Below are 13944 nucleotides of genomic sequence, written 5' to 3'. Positions count from 1 at the left end.
GCGGCGTTGACATCCGCTGGTGCGGGGTGTGTGATTCGGCCACTATGACAACGTTGTCCCCGAACGGCGCGGCCGGCGCCCGCAAGGTGCGGCGCGCCACGATGAACGACGTGGCGCGGCTGGCGGGCGTCAGCATCAAGACCGTCTCGCGCGTGGTGAACGACGAGGCGGGCGTGCACCCGGCGACGGCCGAACGGGTGCTCGCGGCGATCGACCAGCTGGGCTTCCGGCGCAACCTCAGCGCGCGCAACCTCCGCCGCGGTTCGTCGACGGGCACCATCGGCCTGGTGCTGGAGGACGTGGGCAACCCGTTCTACTCCGGCGTCACGCGGGCGGTCGAGGAGATCTCGCGCCTGCGCGGCAGGCAGGTGATCACCGGTTCGTCGGACGAGGACCCGTCGCGGGAGCGGGAGCTGGCGCTGGAGTTCTGCTCGCGCCGCGTCGACGGGCTGCTGATCGTGCCGGCCGGGTTGCAGCACGGGTACCTGGTGCCCGAGATGCGCGCGGGCACGCCGGTGGTGTTCCTGGACCGACCCGCGGGCGACGTCGTGGCGGACACCGTGCTGGTGGACAACATCGGCGGCACGGTCGAGGCGGTCGCGCACCTGGCGTCGTTCGGGCACCGCAGGATCGCGTTCCTGGGCGACGCGCCGGACATCTTCACCGCCAACGAGCGGCTGCGCGGCTACCGCGAGGGCTGCGTGCGCGCGGGCATCGGCTACCACGAGTCGATGGTGGTCATGGGGCCGCACGACGAGCGCTCGGTGCGCGCGGCGCTGACCGGCCTGCGGGACCTGGCCGACCCGGCGACCGCCGTGGTGACCGGCAACAACCGGATCACCGTGCACGCGCTGCGCGCCCTCGCGGGCTCCGACTCGCGCCCGGCCCTCGTGGGCTTCGACGACTTCGAGCTGGCCGACCTGCTGTCCCCGCCGGTGACCGTGATCGCGCACGACGCGAGCGCGCTCGGCAAGGCGGCGGCCGACCTGCTCTACGCCCGGCTGGACGGCGACGGCACCCCACCGCGCCGCGTCGTCCTGCCGGTGCGCTTGGTGGCCCGTGGATCAGGAGAGGTACCCGTATGAGCTCCGACACCCAGCCCGTCCCGCTGGCGGCGAACCAGCCGCGCCAGTTCTACCGGGGCGGGGCGGCCATCGCGGCGTTGCGGAACGACGTCGGGGCCGACGGCGGGCCCGAGGACTGGGTCGCCTCGACGACCACCCAGTTCGGCAAGGACGAGGCCGGCCTGTCCCGGCTGCCCGACGGGCGGTGGCTGCGCGACGCCGTGGCCGCGGACCCGGTGACGTGGCTCGGCGCGGAGCACGCGGCCGAGTTCGGCGGTGACACCGCCCTGCTGGTGAAGCTGCTCGACGCCGGGCAGCGGCTGCCGGTGCACTGCCACCCCTCGAACGCCTTCGCCGAGCAGCACTTCGGGTGCCGGCACGGCAAGACCGAGGCGTGGATCGTGGTCGGCACCACCGGGCCGGACCCGACCGTCTACATCGGATTCCGCGAGGACGTGCCCGCGGACGTGGTGGCGCGGTGGGTGGCCGAGCAGGACCCGGCCATGCTCGACGCGCTCAACCCGGTGGCGGTCTCCCCCGGTGACACGGTGTTCGTGCCCGCGGGCGTGCCGCACGCCATCGGCGAGGGCGTGTTCATCGTGGAGCTGCAGCAGCCCACGGACTTCTCGATCACCCTGGAGTGGGACGGCTTCCTCGCCGACGCCGAGGCCGGCCACCTGGGCCTGGGCTACGACAAGGCGCTGGACTGCGTGGAGCGCCGCGCGCAGTCCGTCGACGACCTGGTGCTGCGCACGCGCGCCGAGACCGGTGCGTCGGTGCCGCTGCTGGGCACGCGGGCCGACCCGTTCTTCCGCGCCGACCGGCTGCACGTGTCGGGCACGGCGGCGCTGGAGCCCTCGTTCGGCGTGCTGGTGGTGCTGGAGGGCGCCGGCACGGTGGGTCCCGTCGCGGTGCGCCGGGGCAGCACGCTGGTCGTGCCGCACGCGGCGGGCGAGGTCGTGGTGACCGGCGACGTGGTCGCCGTCCGGTGCAGACCGCCACTGGTGTCGAGCCTCGGGAGCTGAGCGCATGGCACGTCCCGGTGGCCGGGCGCCCACCGGCCACCGGGACGGGTCACGCGCGTGCCAGGAGGCGCCCCTGGGGGAACCGCTCCCCCTCGCACGGCTCGCGCAGCACCCGGCCGACCTCGGTGAACCCGGCGTCGCGCGCCAGCGCCGCGAGGTCGTCGACCGGCCAGCGGTAGGCCGTCACCACCTCGTGGTCGAACGGCGCCACCGGTCCTCCCCCGGCCTCGAAGAAGCCGAGCAGCAGGTGGCCGCCGGGGACGAGCACCCGGCGGAACTCGGCGAAGCACGCGGCCAGGTCGGCCGGCGGGACGTGGATGACCGAGTACCAGGACAGGACGCCGTGCAGCGAGCCGTCCGGCAGGTCCAGGGCCTCCATGGAGCCGACCTCGAACCGCAGGTCCGGGTACGCCGCGCGGGCGAGGTCGACCATCACGGGCGACAGGTCGACGCCGAACGCGTCCAGCCCGAGGTCGCGCAGGTGCGCGGTCACCCTCCCGGGACCGCAGCCGACCTCGGCGACGGGGCCGGCGGCCCGCACGTGGTCGGCGAACGCGGCGAGCACCGCGCGGTCCAGCGGGATGCCGTCGAGGTCGTGGCGGGGCAGCTCGGCGTAGCGGACGGCGACGGCGTCGTAGGCGTCCGCCGTCGCGCGGAGGTCGGGTCGGGTCACGGCCGAAGACCCTAGAGGTACTTGTTGGCCAGCTCCGTGTACTCCTTCTCCAGGTCGTCGGCCAGGTACGCCACGTAGGCCCACGGCACGTCGTGCACGTGGTCGCGCATGCCGAGCAGGTGGCGCTTCGCGCGCGGCGCGTCGTCGGCCAGGGCGAAGGCCGCGGCGAACAGGTTGTGCGCCTGGAGGGCGCGCGGGTGCGGCTTGGCCTGGACCGCCTCCCACCGGTCCGCGGCGGTGGCGATCTCCTCCCGGTGCCGGCTGAAGTAGCGCAGCTTCAGGGTGGCGATCTTCAGCGCCGACCGGGACTGCACGGCGTCCTCGAACTGCTCCAGGAAGATCTCGAAGTGGGCCAGCGGCAGCATGGCCACGACCGGGTCGCCGGGCGGCGCGGCGTCCACGCTGCCCTGGGCGAACGCCATCATCTCCTCGGCCGAGCCGCCCCACTTGGCGGCCAGGATCTGCAACCGCGTCCAGTGCGCCGGGTACAGGGTGGGGCAGCGCGCGGCGATCTCGCGCCACACCTCGTCCTTCTGGTCCCGGTCGACCTGGAGGCCCAGGCCCGCGGTCTGGAGCTGCGCCCACGGCACGGCGTCCCGAGGCAGGAGCTTCGCGGCCTCGTGCAGCGGGCCGACGGCCTTGCGCAGCGTGCCGAAGAAGACCTTGAACCGGTCCTTGCCGACGGTGTCCGCGCGGCCCGAGCCGCGGATCGCCCACGCCTCCCGGATGAACGCGGTGCCCGCCAGCAGCCACAGGTCGGGGTCGGTGTTGCCCTTGGCCAGCTCCAGCAGCTCGTCGGCGTGCCCGATGGCGTGCTCGCCGAGCACCTCGGCCCGCAGCGCCCGCACCTCCGGGTCGTCCCGGCACTCCGCGAGGACCGTGGTGGCCGCGCGCAGGTGGCCCGCGTCCATCTCCTCCGCCGCGATGTCCAGGATCGCGTCGTCGTACGTGTGGTCCCGCACCACCTCGCGGGCGACCGCGGCAGGCCGCTTCCTCCGGAAAATCCCCACTCCCGCGACCTTACTTTCCTCCGAGCCCGAGTGGCCTAAGTCTTTCGTAGAGCCGAACAGGGCCTTTCTGCGCTTGTCCTCCACCCTACGCACGCGGTGGGGTGGAGGCCTCGACCGGAGGGGGAACCGATGAGGAGAGAACTGGCCACGGCCGTGTCCGCCGCGTTACTCGCGGTGGTGGCGCCGGCACTGGCGCAGGCACAGGACCGGGCGCCGGAACGGGCGCCCGCCAACCCGTACGAGAGCCAGACCGTCACGTGGGCGCCGTGCGCCGACATCCCGGGCCTGGAGTGCGCGACGTTCCGCGCGCCGCAGGACTGGCGCACACCGGGCGACGGCAGGGCCATCACCGTCGCGATCAGCCGGCTCACGCCGTCCGGCCAGGTCAAGGGCACCGTGTTCACCAACCCGGGCGGTCCCGGCGCGCCCGGCCGCACCCTGCCGCTGCTCTTCGCGGACCGGACCAGGCTCACGGGCAGCATGGAGGTCATCGGCATCGACGTGCGCGGCACGGGGGCGAGCACCAACGTCACCTGCGGCGGCTTCGACTTCTCGACGATCACCGACCCGCGCGACCGGAGCCGGGCCAACACCGACCTCCTCTACGACGCCGCGGAGCTCCAGGCCACGGCGTGCCAGGTGCGGTCCGGCGCGTTCGGGAAGGTCGTGAACACCGAGCAGACCGTCCGCGACCTCGACCTGCTGCGCCACCTGCTGGGCCGCGACAAGGTCAGCTGGATCGGCTACTCCGGCGGCACGTGGCTGGGGGCCTACTACGCGACGTACTTCCCGAAGCGCGTCGACAAGTTCGTGCTGGACTCGAACACCGACTTCACCAGCACGTTCCAGGACGTCTTCGACAACTTCGGCCACGGCTTCGAGCGCCGGTTCCGGGTGGACTTCCTGCCGTGGGTCGCCCGGTACGACGCCCTGTACCACCTGGGCACGACCGCCGAGCAGGTCCGCCAGTCCTACGAGCGGACCCGGGCCGCGCTCAACGCGAACCCGGTCACGCTGCCCGACGGCACCCTGCTCGACGGGGTCCTGCTCGACTTCGTCCTCGTCCAGGGGCAGTACAGCAAGCAGCTGTTCCCGGACACCGCGGCCGTCCTGTCCGAGCTGTCCGGGGGTTCCGGGACCGCGGCGTCGGTCCGGCTCCCCGCCGGCCCGGCGCGCTACCCGGACGCGGCGACCGGCACGCTGTTCGCCATCACCTGCAACGACACGCCGTTCCGGCACGACCGGACCACCCTGGCGCGCGAGGCCGAGCGCCTCGGCGCGCGGTACCCGCTGATCGGCTACCACCAGCCGCTCGCGCCCTGCGCGACCTGGGACCGGCCCGCCCTGGAGCTGCGGAAGCCGACCGGCCGGGACCTGCCGCCGGTGCTCATGGTGCAGTCGGTGCGCGACCCGGCCACCCCGCTGGAGGGGGCGCGGGCCGCGCACCGGAAGTTCGCGAACTCCCGGCTGCTGACCGTGACCGACGAGGGCGACCACGGGGTCTACGCCTTCGGCAACGCGTGCGTGGACGACGTCGTGGAGTCGTTCGTCGTGGACGGCGTGGTGCCCCCGGTCGACTCGACGTGCCCCGGCACGCCGCTGCCCGACCCGACCGCGCCCGCCGCCCAGCGGGAACGACCGCTCGTCGGCTACCCGCTGTAGCCGTTGGGGTGACCGGTCACGCCGCCCGCCTGCCGACGGCGGGCGGCGTACACCCCGGCCTCGGTGCGCCGGTCGAAGCCCAGCTTGTGCAGCAGCGAGGAGACGTAGTTCTTGACCGTCTTCTCCGCCAGGTACAGCCGGCTCGCGATCTGCCGGTTCGTCAGGCCCTCGGCGATCAGGTCGAGGATGCGCCGCTCCTGCGGGCTCAGCGCCGCGTAGCGCGGGTCCTCGACCGGTCCGCCGCGCAGACGCTGGAGCACGGTCGCGGTGACGCCCGAGTGCAGCAGCGAACCGCCGGCGGCCAGCGTGCGGATGGCGGACACCAGGTCGTTGCCCGACACCTGCTTGAGCATGTACCCGGCCGCGCCCGCCATGATCGCCCCGAACAGCGCCTCGTCGTCGGAGTACGAGGTCAGCATGAGGCACGCGGGCGGCGGTTGGACGGTCGAGCGGATCTCGCGGCACACCGTGACGCCGTCGCCGTCGGGCAGCCGCACGTCGATCACGGCCACGTCCGGCCGGTGCAGCGCGGCGGCGGACACGGCCGCCGCGGCGCTCTCCGCCTCACCCACGACCTCGATGTCCGGTTCCACGTCGAGCAGCTGGTGGAGCCCCCTGCGGACGATCTCGTGGTCGTCGACGAGCAGCACCGAGATGGACAACTCTTCCCTCCCTCTTGACCGCGTCACGCCGTGATCAGCGGCACGGACCACGTCACCGTCACCCCGCGGCCCCCCGGCGAGTCGACCTCGCAGGAACCGTCCCACCTCCTGGCCCGCGCCGCCATGTTGACCAGACCGCCGGTGTGCCGCGCCCGGCCCCGGGGCAGACCGTCGCCGTCGTCGCGCACGACGAGCCGCAGCCACGTCGCCGCGCGGTCCACCGACAGCTCGACCTCGACCTTCTTCGCCGACGCGTGCCGCGCCGCGTTCGCCAGCGCCTCGCGCAGCGTGGCGAGCAGGTCGGGGCGCACGTGGTCGGGCACGACCGAGTCGACGGGACCGTCCAGCGCGAGCGCGGGTTCGAAGCCGAGCAGCCGGGTCGAGTCCTGCACGACCCGGCGCAGCTGGACGCGCAGGTCGGAGTCGCCCGCGGGCGACTCCTGCAACGAGAAGATGGTGCGCCGGATCTCCCGGATCGTCTGGTCGACCTCGGTGACGAAGTCCTGCAACCGCTGCGCCACCAGCGGTTGCTCGACCAGGCCGTTGAGGCCCTGCAACCCGAGGCCCAGGCCGAACAGGCGCTGCACGACGAGGTCGTGCAGGTCGCGGGCGATGCGGTCGCGGTCCTCCAGCACCGCCAGGCGCCGCCCCGCGCCGGTGGCCCGGGTGAACTCCAGGATCAGCGCGGCCTGCCGGGCGAACGACTCGACCAGCTCCACGTCCGGCGCGTCGAACCCCACCTGGTCGCGGGCCCGCGCCACGAGCAGCACGCCGAGCACCCGCTCACCGGCCGCCAGCGGCACGACGACCACCGGCCCCACCCGGTCCGGCGTGCCGGGCAGCCCGTCGAGCACCTTCGCGCGGCCGGTCCCGAACACCTCGCGGGCCGGGCCGCCCTCGTCGGACACGTCGAACCCGCGCAGCTCGCCGTCCATCACCCGCACGACCAGCCCGCCCTGCGAGCCGGGCAGCGCCAGCGCGGCGGTCAGCCCGTCGGCGGCGAGCCGGGCGCGCACCGCGACCAGCCGCAGCGCGTCCCGGTCCGGGGTGCCGGTGAGCAGGGCGTTCGTCACCTCGTTGGACGCCCGCAGCCACACCTCGCGCTGCCGGGACTGCTCGTAGAGCCGGGCGTTCTCGATCGCGATGCCCGCCGCCGCGGCCACCGCCACCACCACCTCCCGGTCGGCGCGGGTGAAGTCGGCGCCGTCCTCCTTGTCGGTGAGGTAGAGGTTGCCGAACACCTCGCCCCGCACGTGCACGGGCACGCCGAGGAAACCGGGAGCGGACGGGTCGAACGCGGCGCCGCCCGCGTGCGGCCCGGCGGGGTGGTGCCCCTCGCCGTGGGTGAACTCCAGCAGCCGCCGGTTGGGACCCACGACGGCCAGCGCGCCGTAGCGGGCGCCGACGAGGCTGCACGACGACTCGACGATGCGGCGCAGCACGTCCGGCAGCGACAGGTCGCTGGCCAGCGACACGACCGCGGCGAGCAGCCGGTGCAGCCGCTCCTGCGACACGATCGCCTCGGCCGTGCGGTCGGTCAGCTGCCGGAGCAGGCCGTCCAAGCGCACCGCGTTGGCGTCGGGGAAACCGGGCACCGTGGAACCGCCCTCGGGCTGTGGGGGCTGCGCTGACGACCGCGCGGGGGCCACTGAGAGTAGCGCTTTCCGCTACGGGATGCGACGACCCGTGAGCACTTCCAGGTCCACGACGAGGTAGTGGTCGGGTCTGCCGTGGCGGCGGGCGGCCAGGGGAAGCTCGCGCAGGCGCGCCAGGTCCACCTCGTCGACGGCCTCGGTGACGTGCCCGACCACCATCACCGACCAGCCCTTGGACAGGTCGTGGGCGATGTCGTCGATCTGGAACGCGACGATCGTGTCGCGCGCGACCAGCGTGGAACTGCCCTCGGGAACGCGAAGCACGACGGTCTCGCCGTCGACGACGTACGGCACGGGGTGGACGACCGGCAGGGCGCGGTCGGTGTAGACGAGCCGCCCGATGACGGCCGTCCGCAGCAGCTGCATGCACTCCTCGCGGGAGAGGAGCTGAAGTCCAGCGGCGTCGTACATCGCACCCTCTTCATCCCCCGGTTGCCGGACCGAATCCTCCTGCCCCGTGGGCGTCCCGCCTAGAGGCGGAAGTCCCCCTTGTCTTCCCCACCCGGACGGGCGATCCCCGGCTCACCCGGCGAGTCCAACCCCCGAGCCGGGCGAGTCCAACGCCCAGGTCGCGGGAGTCCACCGCCCGGGTCGCGAATGTCGGACTCCCGGGTCCTGGGTGTGGGACTCGCCGGGTGAGCCGGCGGGTGAGCCGGCCCCCTACGCCCCCACTCCCTCGACGAGCCGGTCGGCGGCGGCGTAGGGGTCCAGCTCACCCGCCGCGACGCTCTCGGCCAGGGTTTCCAGGTCCGCGCCGCCGCGCAGTCCGCCGAAGCGCGACCGCAGCCGCTCGACGGCGATGGCCTCGACCTCCCGCGCCGCGCGCACCGCGCGGCGCCGGGCCAGTTCGCCTCGTTCGACCAGCCACGCGTGGTGGGCGTCGACGGCGTCCACGACGTCGTGGACGCCCTCGCCGCGCGACGCCACCGCCTTCACCACGGGTGGCCGCCACAGGCCGCCCTCGCGCTCCCGGCGCCCCAGGGAGATCGCGTGCTTGAGGTCGCGGGCGGTCCGGTCGGCGCCGTCGCGGTCGGCCTTGTTCACCACGAACACGTCGGCGATCTCCAGCACGCCCGCCTTCGCGGCCTGGATGCCGTCGCCCATGCCGGGCGCGAGGAGCACGACCGCGGTGTCGGCCAGCGACACCACCTCGACCTCGGACTGCCCGACGCCGACGGTCTCCACGAGCACCACGTCGCAACCCGCCGCGTCGAGCACGCGCAACGCCTGCGGCGTGGCCCAGGACAGGCCGCCGAGGTGGCCTCGGGTGGCCATGGACCGGATGAACACGCCGGGGTCGGTGCTGTGCTCCCCCATCCGCACCCGGTCGCCGAGCAGCGCGCCGCCGGAGAACGGCGACGACGGGTCGACGGCCAGCACCCCGACCCGTTCACCGCGTTCCCGGTACGCCTTGACCAGCGCGGACGTGCAGGTGGACTTGCCGACGCCGGGTGCGCCGGTCAGCCCGACGACCCGCGCGTTCCCGCAGTGCGGCGCCAGCGCGGCGGCCACGTCGCGCAGCTCCGGGCCGGCGTCCTCCACGAGCGAGATGAGCCTGGCGACCGCGCGCGGTTGTCCTTCGCGCGCGCGGTCGACCAGTCCTGCCACGTCAACGGTGCGGGCCACGCCGCCGGCCTCCCGCCCGACCCCGGGTCAGGCCTTGGGCACGCGCACGATCAGCGCGTCGCCCTGCCCGCCGCCGCCGCACAGCGCCGCCGCGCCCACGCCGCCGCCGCGGCGCTTCAGCTCCAGCGCGAGGTGCAGCGCGATGCGCGCGCCGGACATGCCGATCGGGTGGCCCAGCGCGATCGCGCCGCCGTTGACGTTGACCTTGTCCTCGGTCAGGCCGAGTTCGCGCATGGAGACGATGCCGACCGCGGCGAACGCCTCGTTGATCTCGACCAGGTCCAGGTCGGCCGGGTCGATGCCCTCCTTGGCGCACGCGGCCCTGATCGCGTTCGACGGCTGCTGGTGCAGGCCGGCGTCCGGGCCGGCCACCACGCCGTGCGCGCCGATCTCGGCGAGCCAGGTCAGGCCCAGCTCCTCGGCCTTGGCCTTGCTCATCACGACCACGGCCGCCGCGCCGTCGGAGATCTGCGACGCCGAGCCCGCCGTGATGGTGCCGTCGGGGGCGAACGCCGGGCGCAGCTTGGCCAGCGTCTCCGCCGTGGTGTCGCCGCGCACGCCCTCGTCCTTGGCGAACACGACCGGGTCGCCCTTGCGCTGCGGGATGGTGACGGGGGCGATCTCCTCGTCGAACACGCCGTTCTCGGCGGCCTTCGCGGCCAGCCGGTGCGAGCGGGCGGAGAACGCGTCCTGCTCCTCGCGGGTCAGGTCGTGGCGCGCGTTGAACTTCTCCGTGGACATGCCCATCGCGACCTGGTCGAAGGCGCAGAACAGGCCGTCGTGGGACATGTGGTCGAGCATGGCGACGTCACCGAACTTGAAGCCGCCGCGCGACTTCTGCAGCAGGTGCGGCGCCTGGGTCATGGACTCCTGACCGCCCGCGACGACGATGTCGAACTCACCCGCGCGGATCAGCTGGTCGGCCAGCGCGATGGCGTCGATGCCGGACAGGCAGACCTTGTTGACGGTCAGCGCGGGCACGGTCATCGGGATGCCGGCGTTCACCGCCGCCTGGCGCGCCGGGATCTGGCCCGCGCCTGCGGTCAGCACCTGGCCCATGATCACGTACTGGACCTGCTCGGGCGCGACCCCCGCCCGCTCCAGCGCCGCCTTGATCGCGACGCCGCCGAGCTGGGCGCCGGAGAAGTCCTTCAACGATCCGAGCAGTCGCCCCATCGGGGTACGGGCCCCGGCGACGATGACGGAACCGGACACAGCAGCCTCCACAGCGGGTGTAAGCGGTTGTTAACACGCCACGATACCCAGGGTTACCGAAGAGTAGCCTTGTGAGACGCCGCACAACGGGACCTGCACCGATTCGGGCGTTATGTTCGCGGCATGGAAGAACTCCGCGGCTTCGTCACCGCCATCGACCACGTGGGCATCGCCGTGCCCGACCTCGACACCGCGATCGCGTTCCACCGCGAGCACTTCGGCCTGGAGGTCGCGCACGAGGAGGTCAACGAGGAGCAGGGCGTGCGCGAGGCCATGCTGCGCGCCCCCGGCGACGACGGCGGCGGCACCGCCGTGCAGCTGCTCGCACCGCTGACCCCCGAGTCGACGATCGCGAAGTTCATCGGCCGGTCCGGCCCCGGACTCCAGCAACTGGCCTACCGGGTGTCCGATGTGGACGCCGCGGCCGACGCGCTGCGCGCCCGGGGGCTGCGCCTGCTGTACGAGGAGGCGCGGCGCGGCACGTCCGACAGCCGGGTCAACTTCGTGCACCCCAAGGACGCGGGCGGCGTGCTCGTGGAGCTGGTCGAACCCGCCCCCGGTCACTGAACGGGCGGCGGTCCGGCGCCGGCGACCCATCGGCGGTCGGCCGTTCGGCGGAAGCTTCAGTGCGGTGGCTCACAGCATGTCTTCTGAATCGGTTACCCGTGGGTAACCTCCGGCAACCCGCGTGGACCTCTTGAGCGCCACGACATCTCGAAGCACCCCCGACCTGGGAGGGAACGCCGTGCAGAAGATCCTCGACGCGATCCTGGCCGACGAAACGGACGCGATCGGATCGCTCGACGTACCGGAGACCTACCGAGGTGTGACGGTGCACGCCGACGAGGCGGGCATGTTCGAGGGCCTCGCCACCAAGGACAAGGACCCGCGCCGGTCGCTGCACGTCGACGAGGTGCGCACGCCGGAACTGGGTCCGGGCGAGGCGCTGGTGGCCGTGATGGCCAGCGCGATCAACTACAACACCGTGTGGACCTCGATCTTCGAGCCGGTGTCGACCTTCTCGTTCCTGAAGAAGTACGGCGGTCGCCACGACCAGCCGTTCCACGTCGTCGGCTCCGACCTGGCGGGCGTCGTGCTGCGCACCGGCCCTGGCGTCAACGCCTGGAAGCCCGGTGACCGGGTGGTCGCGCACTGCCTCGACGTGCAGCTGGAGCACCCGGACGGCCACGGCGACACCATGCTCGACCCGGAGCAGCGCATCTGGGGCTTCGAGACGAACTACGGCGGCCTCGCCGAGATCGCCCTGGTCAAGGCCAACCAGCTGATGCCGATGCCCGCCCACCTCACGTGGGAGGAGGCGGCGTCGCCCGGTCTGGTGAACTCCACCGCCTACCGGCAGCTCGTGTCGACGAACGGCGCGAACATGAAGCAGGGCGACACCGTCCTGATCTGGGGCGCCTCCGGCGGCCTCGGCTCCTACGCCACGCAGTTCGCGCTGAACGGCGGGGCGACCCCGGTGTGCGTCGTGTCGTCCCCGGAGAAGGCGGAGATCTGCCGCCGGATGGGCGCCGAGCTGATCATCGACCGCAGCGCGGAGGGCTACCGGTTCTGGAAGGACGAGCACGAGCAGGACCCGCGCGAGTGGAAGCGGCTCGGCGCGAAGATCCGCGAGCTGACCGGCGGCGACGACCCGGACATCGTGTTCGAGCACCCCGGCCGGGAGACGTTCGGCGCGTCCGTCTACGTCGCCAAGCGCGGCGGGACCATCGTGACCTGCGCCTCGACCAGCGGCTTCCTGCACCAGTACGACAACCGCTACCTGTGGATGCACCTCAAGCGGATCATCGGCTCCCACTTCGCGAACTACCGCGAGGCGTGGGAGGCCAACCGGTTGGTCGCCAAGGGGAAGATCCACCCGACACTGTCCAAGGTGTACTCGTTGGAGGACACCGGGCAGGCCGCGCACGACGTGCACCGCAACACCCACCAGGGCAAGGTCGGCGTGCTGGCGCTGGCCCCCGAGGAGGGCCTGGGCGTCCGCGACCACGAGATGCGGGCGGCGCACCTGTCCGGGATCAACCGATTCCGGGGCGTCTAAAGCGAAACCACCCCCGGTGTGCGGCGCTCGGGTGACCGCCGCGCACCGGGAGCGGGTAGCGTGCACGGCATGGGCCTCGCCGACGACCGTGACCTTGTCCCCCTGGGCTCCGGCTTCGACATCGTCAAGCGCGGGTACGACCGCGCCCAGGTCGAGGACCACCTGGAACGACTGGACTCCGACCTGCGCCTGCTCGCGGCCGACCGCGACGCGGCGGTGTCGCAGACCAACGACCTCGCCCGCCAGCTGGAGGCGGCCCGTTCGGAGGTCGGCGAGCTGCGCGGCCAGGTCGAGCGGTTGTCGCTGCCGCCGACCACGCTGGAGGGCCTGAGCGAGCGGTTGCAGCGGATGCTGCGCCTCGCCCAGGACGAGGCCAACGAGATCAAGGCGCGCGCCGAGGCCGAGGGCGGCCACATCCGCGCCAAGGCGGAGGCCGACGCGGCGGCCCTGCGCACCCGGTACGAGAAGCTGATCGCGGACCAGGAGCAGCGGCGCGCCGAGATGGAGGCCGAGCACCGGGGCGTCCTGGAGAAGGCCCGCGCCGAGGCCGAGAAGATCGTGGGCGACGCCCGCGAGGCGGCGGCCGCGCTCGACGCGGAGTCGCTCCGGCGCCGGACCACGGTCGAGGAGGACTTCGAGATCGCGATGGCCGCGCGCCGGGTCGAGTCGATGAAGACCCTGGCCGAGAGCGAGGCGGCGTCGAAGGGCGAGGCCGACCGGCGGGTGCGCGAGGCCTCCGAGGAGGCGGCCCGCGTGCGCGCGCAGGTCGCCCAGGAGCAGGCGGCGTCGACCGCCGAGGCGCAGCGGCTGGTGCGGGAGGCCACCGAGGAGGCCAACCGGCGCCGCCACGACTCGATCAGCGAGGCGACCGCGCGCGTCCAGGAGGCGACCGACGAGGCCAACCGCCGCGTCCGGGAGGCCACCGAGGAGGCGAACCGGCGCGTCACCCAGGCCACCCAGAAGGTCGAGGCGCTCCGCCAGCTGCGCAACCGGCTGTCGCAGCAGCTGCACTCGGTCCGCACCGCCCTGCACGACGTGACGCCGCTGCTGGACCCGCTCGAGGAGGAGAAGCCGCAGGCCGTGACCCCGGCGCCCGCTCCGGTCGCCGCTGCCCCCGCCGCGGCCGCCCCCGCCACCGCTGCTCCGGTGGCGGCTGCCCCGGTGGCCGCGGAAGAGCCGAAGCCCGCGGGTGGCGCGTCACCTGCCCCGGCGCCCGGCGCGAAGCCCGGCCCGGACGGCCCGACCCAGAAGATCGCCCGGCCGAACCCGAAGGCCCAGGCCGGTAAGCGCTAG

At 73.5% G+C, this 13944-nt stretch carries 13 protein-coding genes; 6 read left to right on the top strand and 7 right to left on the bottom strand.

The features are described 5' to 3' along the window. Nucleotides 1-101: 101 nt before the first annotated feature. Both CKY47_RS19590 and CKY47_RS19585 read left to right on the top strand, forming a co-directional pair. Nucleotides 102-1085, top strand: coding sequence for a LacI family DNA-binding transcriptional regulator (locus tag CKY47_RS19590; RefSeq protein WP_306747632.1), 984 nt, complete (start codon nt 102-104; stop codon nt 1083-1085). Continuing rightward, on the top strand, nt 1082-2089 hold the full coding sequence (locus CKY47_RS19585) for a class I mannose-6-phosphate isomerase (RefSeq protein WP_306747334.1): 1008 nt from the start codon (nt 1082-1084) through the stop codon (nt 2087-2089). The genes CKY47_RS19590 and CKY47_RS19585 overlap by 4 nt, the downstream gene beginning before the upstream one ends. 49 nt (nt 2090-2138) lie before the next feature. Here the strand turns inward: CKY47_RS19585 and CKY47_RS19580 are convergent, their stop codons facing one another. Both CKY47_RS19580 and CKY47_RS19575 read right to left on the bottom strand, forming a co-directional pair. After that, nucleotides 2139-2762 carry a class I SAM-dependent methyltransferase gene (locus tag CKY47_RS19580; protein ID WP_306747333.1) on the bottom strand — a complete coding sequence of 208 codons (624 nt, stop codon included), beginning with the start codon at nt 2760-2762 and terminating at the stop codon, nt 2139-2141. An 11-nt stretch (nt 2763-2773) separates the two neighbouring features. After that, entirely contained in the window at nt 2774-3724 is a 951-nt protein-coding gene (locus CKY47_RS19575; RefSeq protein WP_306747332.1) for a hypothetical protein, read from the bottom strand. A 177-nt stretch (nt 3725-3901) separates the two neighbouring features. On the opposite strand from CKY47_RS19575, the gene CKY47_RS19570 reads away from it, so the two are divergent. Continuing rightward, a complete protein-coding gene (locus CKY47_RS19570) occupies nt 3902-5434 on the top strand; it encodes an alpha/beta hydrolase (protein ID WP_306747331.1) in 1533 nt (510 codons plus the stop codon). Here the strand turns inward: CKY47_RS19570 and CKY47_RS19565 are convergent. From CKY47_RS19565 to CKY47_RS19545, 5 genes are all read right to left on the bottom strand, one after another. Beyond that, nucleotides 5422-6096 (bottom strand): response regulator, encoded by a 675-nt coding sequence (locus CKY47_RS19565; protein ID WP_306747330.1) that lies wholly within the window; start codon nt 6094-6096, stop codon nt 5422-5424. The two genes, CKY47_RS19570 and CKY47_RS19565, sit on opposite strands and share 13 nt — an antisense overlap. Nucleotides 6097-6119: 23 nt before the next feature. Beyond that, nucleotides 6120-7691: a sensor histidine kinase gene (locus CKY47_RS19560; RefSeq protein ID WP_306747329.1), complete on the bottom strand. Its 1572-nt coding sequence runs from the start codon at nt 7689-7691 to the stop codon at nt 6120-6122. A 72-nt stretch (nt 7692-7763) separates the two neighbouring features. Beyond that, entirely contained in the window at nt 7764-8162 is a 399-nt protein-coding gene (locus CKY47_RS19555; protein ID WP_306747328.1) for a pyridoxamine 5'-phosphate oxidase family protein, read from the bottom strand. A 249-nt stretch (nt 8163-8411) separates the two neighbouring features. Beyond that, nucleotides 8412-9377, bottom strand: a complete 966-nt coding sequence (gene meaB, locus CKY47_RS19550; RefSeq protein ID WP_306747327.1) for a methylmalonyl Co-A mutase-associated GTPase MeaB — start codon at nt 9375-9377, stop codon at nt 8412-8414. Nucleotides 9378-9404: 27 nt separating this feature from the next. Then, nucleotides 9405-10592 (bottom strand): acetyl-CoA C-acetyltransferase, encoded by a 1188-nt coding sequence (locus CKY47_RS19545; protein ID WP_306747326.1) that lies wholly within the window; start codon nt 10590-10592, stop codon nt 9405-9407. A gap of 123 nt (nt 10593-10715) precedes the next feature. On the opposite strand from CKY47_RS19545, the gene mce reads away from it, so the two are divergent. From mce to CKY47_RS19530, 3 genes are all read left to right on the top strand, one after another. Further along, complete coding sequence (gene mce, locus CKY47_RS19540) at nt 10716-11159, top strand: methylmalonyl-CoA epimerase (protein ID WP_306747325.1); 444 nt, start codon at nt 10716-10718, stop codon at nt 11157-11159. A gap of 178 nt (nt 11160-11337) precedes the next feature. Further along, nucleotides 11338-12651 (top strand): crotonyl-CoA carboxylase/reductase, encoded by a 1314-nt coding sequence (ccrA, locus tag CKY47_RS19535; protein WP_306747631.1) that lies wholly within the window; start codon nt 11338-11340, stop codon nt 12649-12651. Between the two features lie 69 nt (nt 12652-12720). Further along, nucleotides 12721-13944 (top strand): coiled-coil domain-containing protein, encoded by a 1224-nt coding sequence (locus CKY47_RS19530; RefSeq protein ID WP_306747324.1) that lies wholly within the window; start codon nt 12721-12723, stop codon nt 13942-13944.

Origin of the sequence: Saccharothrix longispora, assembly GCF_030852425.1 — a bacterium.
Classification (GTDB): Bacteria; Actinomycetota; Actinomycetes; order Mycobacteriales; family Pseudonocardiaceae; genus Actinosynnema; species Actinosynnema longispora.
The sequence above is the reverse complement of the archived record's forward strand: the minus strand, read 5'-3'. Positions and strand labels throughout refer to the sequence as shown.

What these genes read in the sequence shown, in the direction of transcription:
- CKY47_RS19590 (WP_306747632.1), top strand. Translation starts at nt 102, where the DNA reads ATGAACGACGTGGCGCGGCTGGCGGGCGTCAGCATCAAGACCGTCTCG.
- CKY47_RS19585 (WP_306747334.1), top strand. Translation starts at nt 1,082, where the DNA reads ATGAGCTCCGACACCCAGCCCGTCCCGCTGGCGGCGAACCAGCCGCGC.
- CKY47_RS19570 (WP_306747331.1), top strand. Translation starts at nt 3,902, where the DNA reads ATGAGGAGAGAACTGGCCACGGCCGTGTCCGCCGCGTTACTCGCGGTG.
- CKY47_RS19555 (WP_306747328.1), bottom strand. Translation starts at nt 8,162, where the DNA reads ATGTACGACGCCGCTGGACTTCAGCTCCTCTCCCGCGAGGAGTGCATG.
- mce (WP_306747325.1), top strand. Translation starts at nt 10,716, where the DNA reads ATGGAAGAACTCCGCGGCTTCGTCACCGCCATCGACCACGTGGGCATC.
- CKY47_RS19530 (WP_306747324.1), top strand. Translation starts at nt 12,721, where the DNA reads ATGGGCCTCGCCGACGACCGTGACCTTGTCCCCCTGGGCTCCGGCTTC.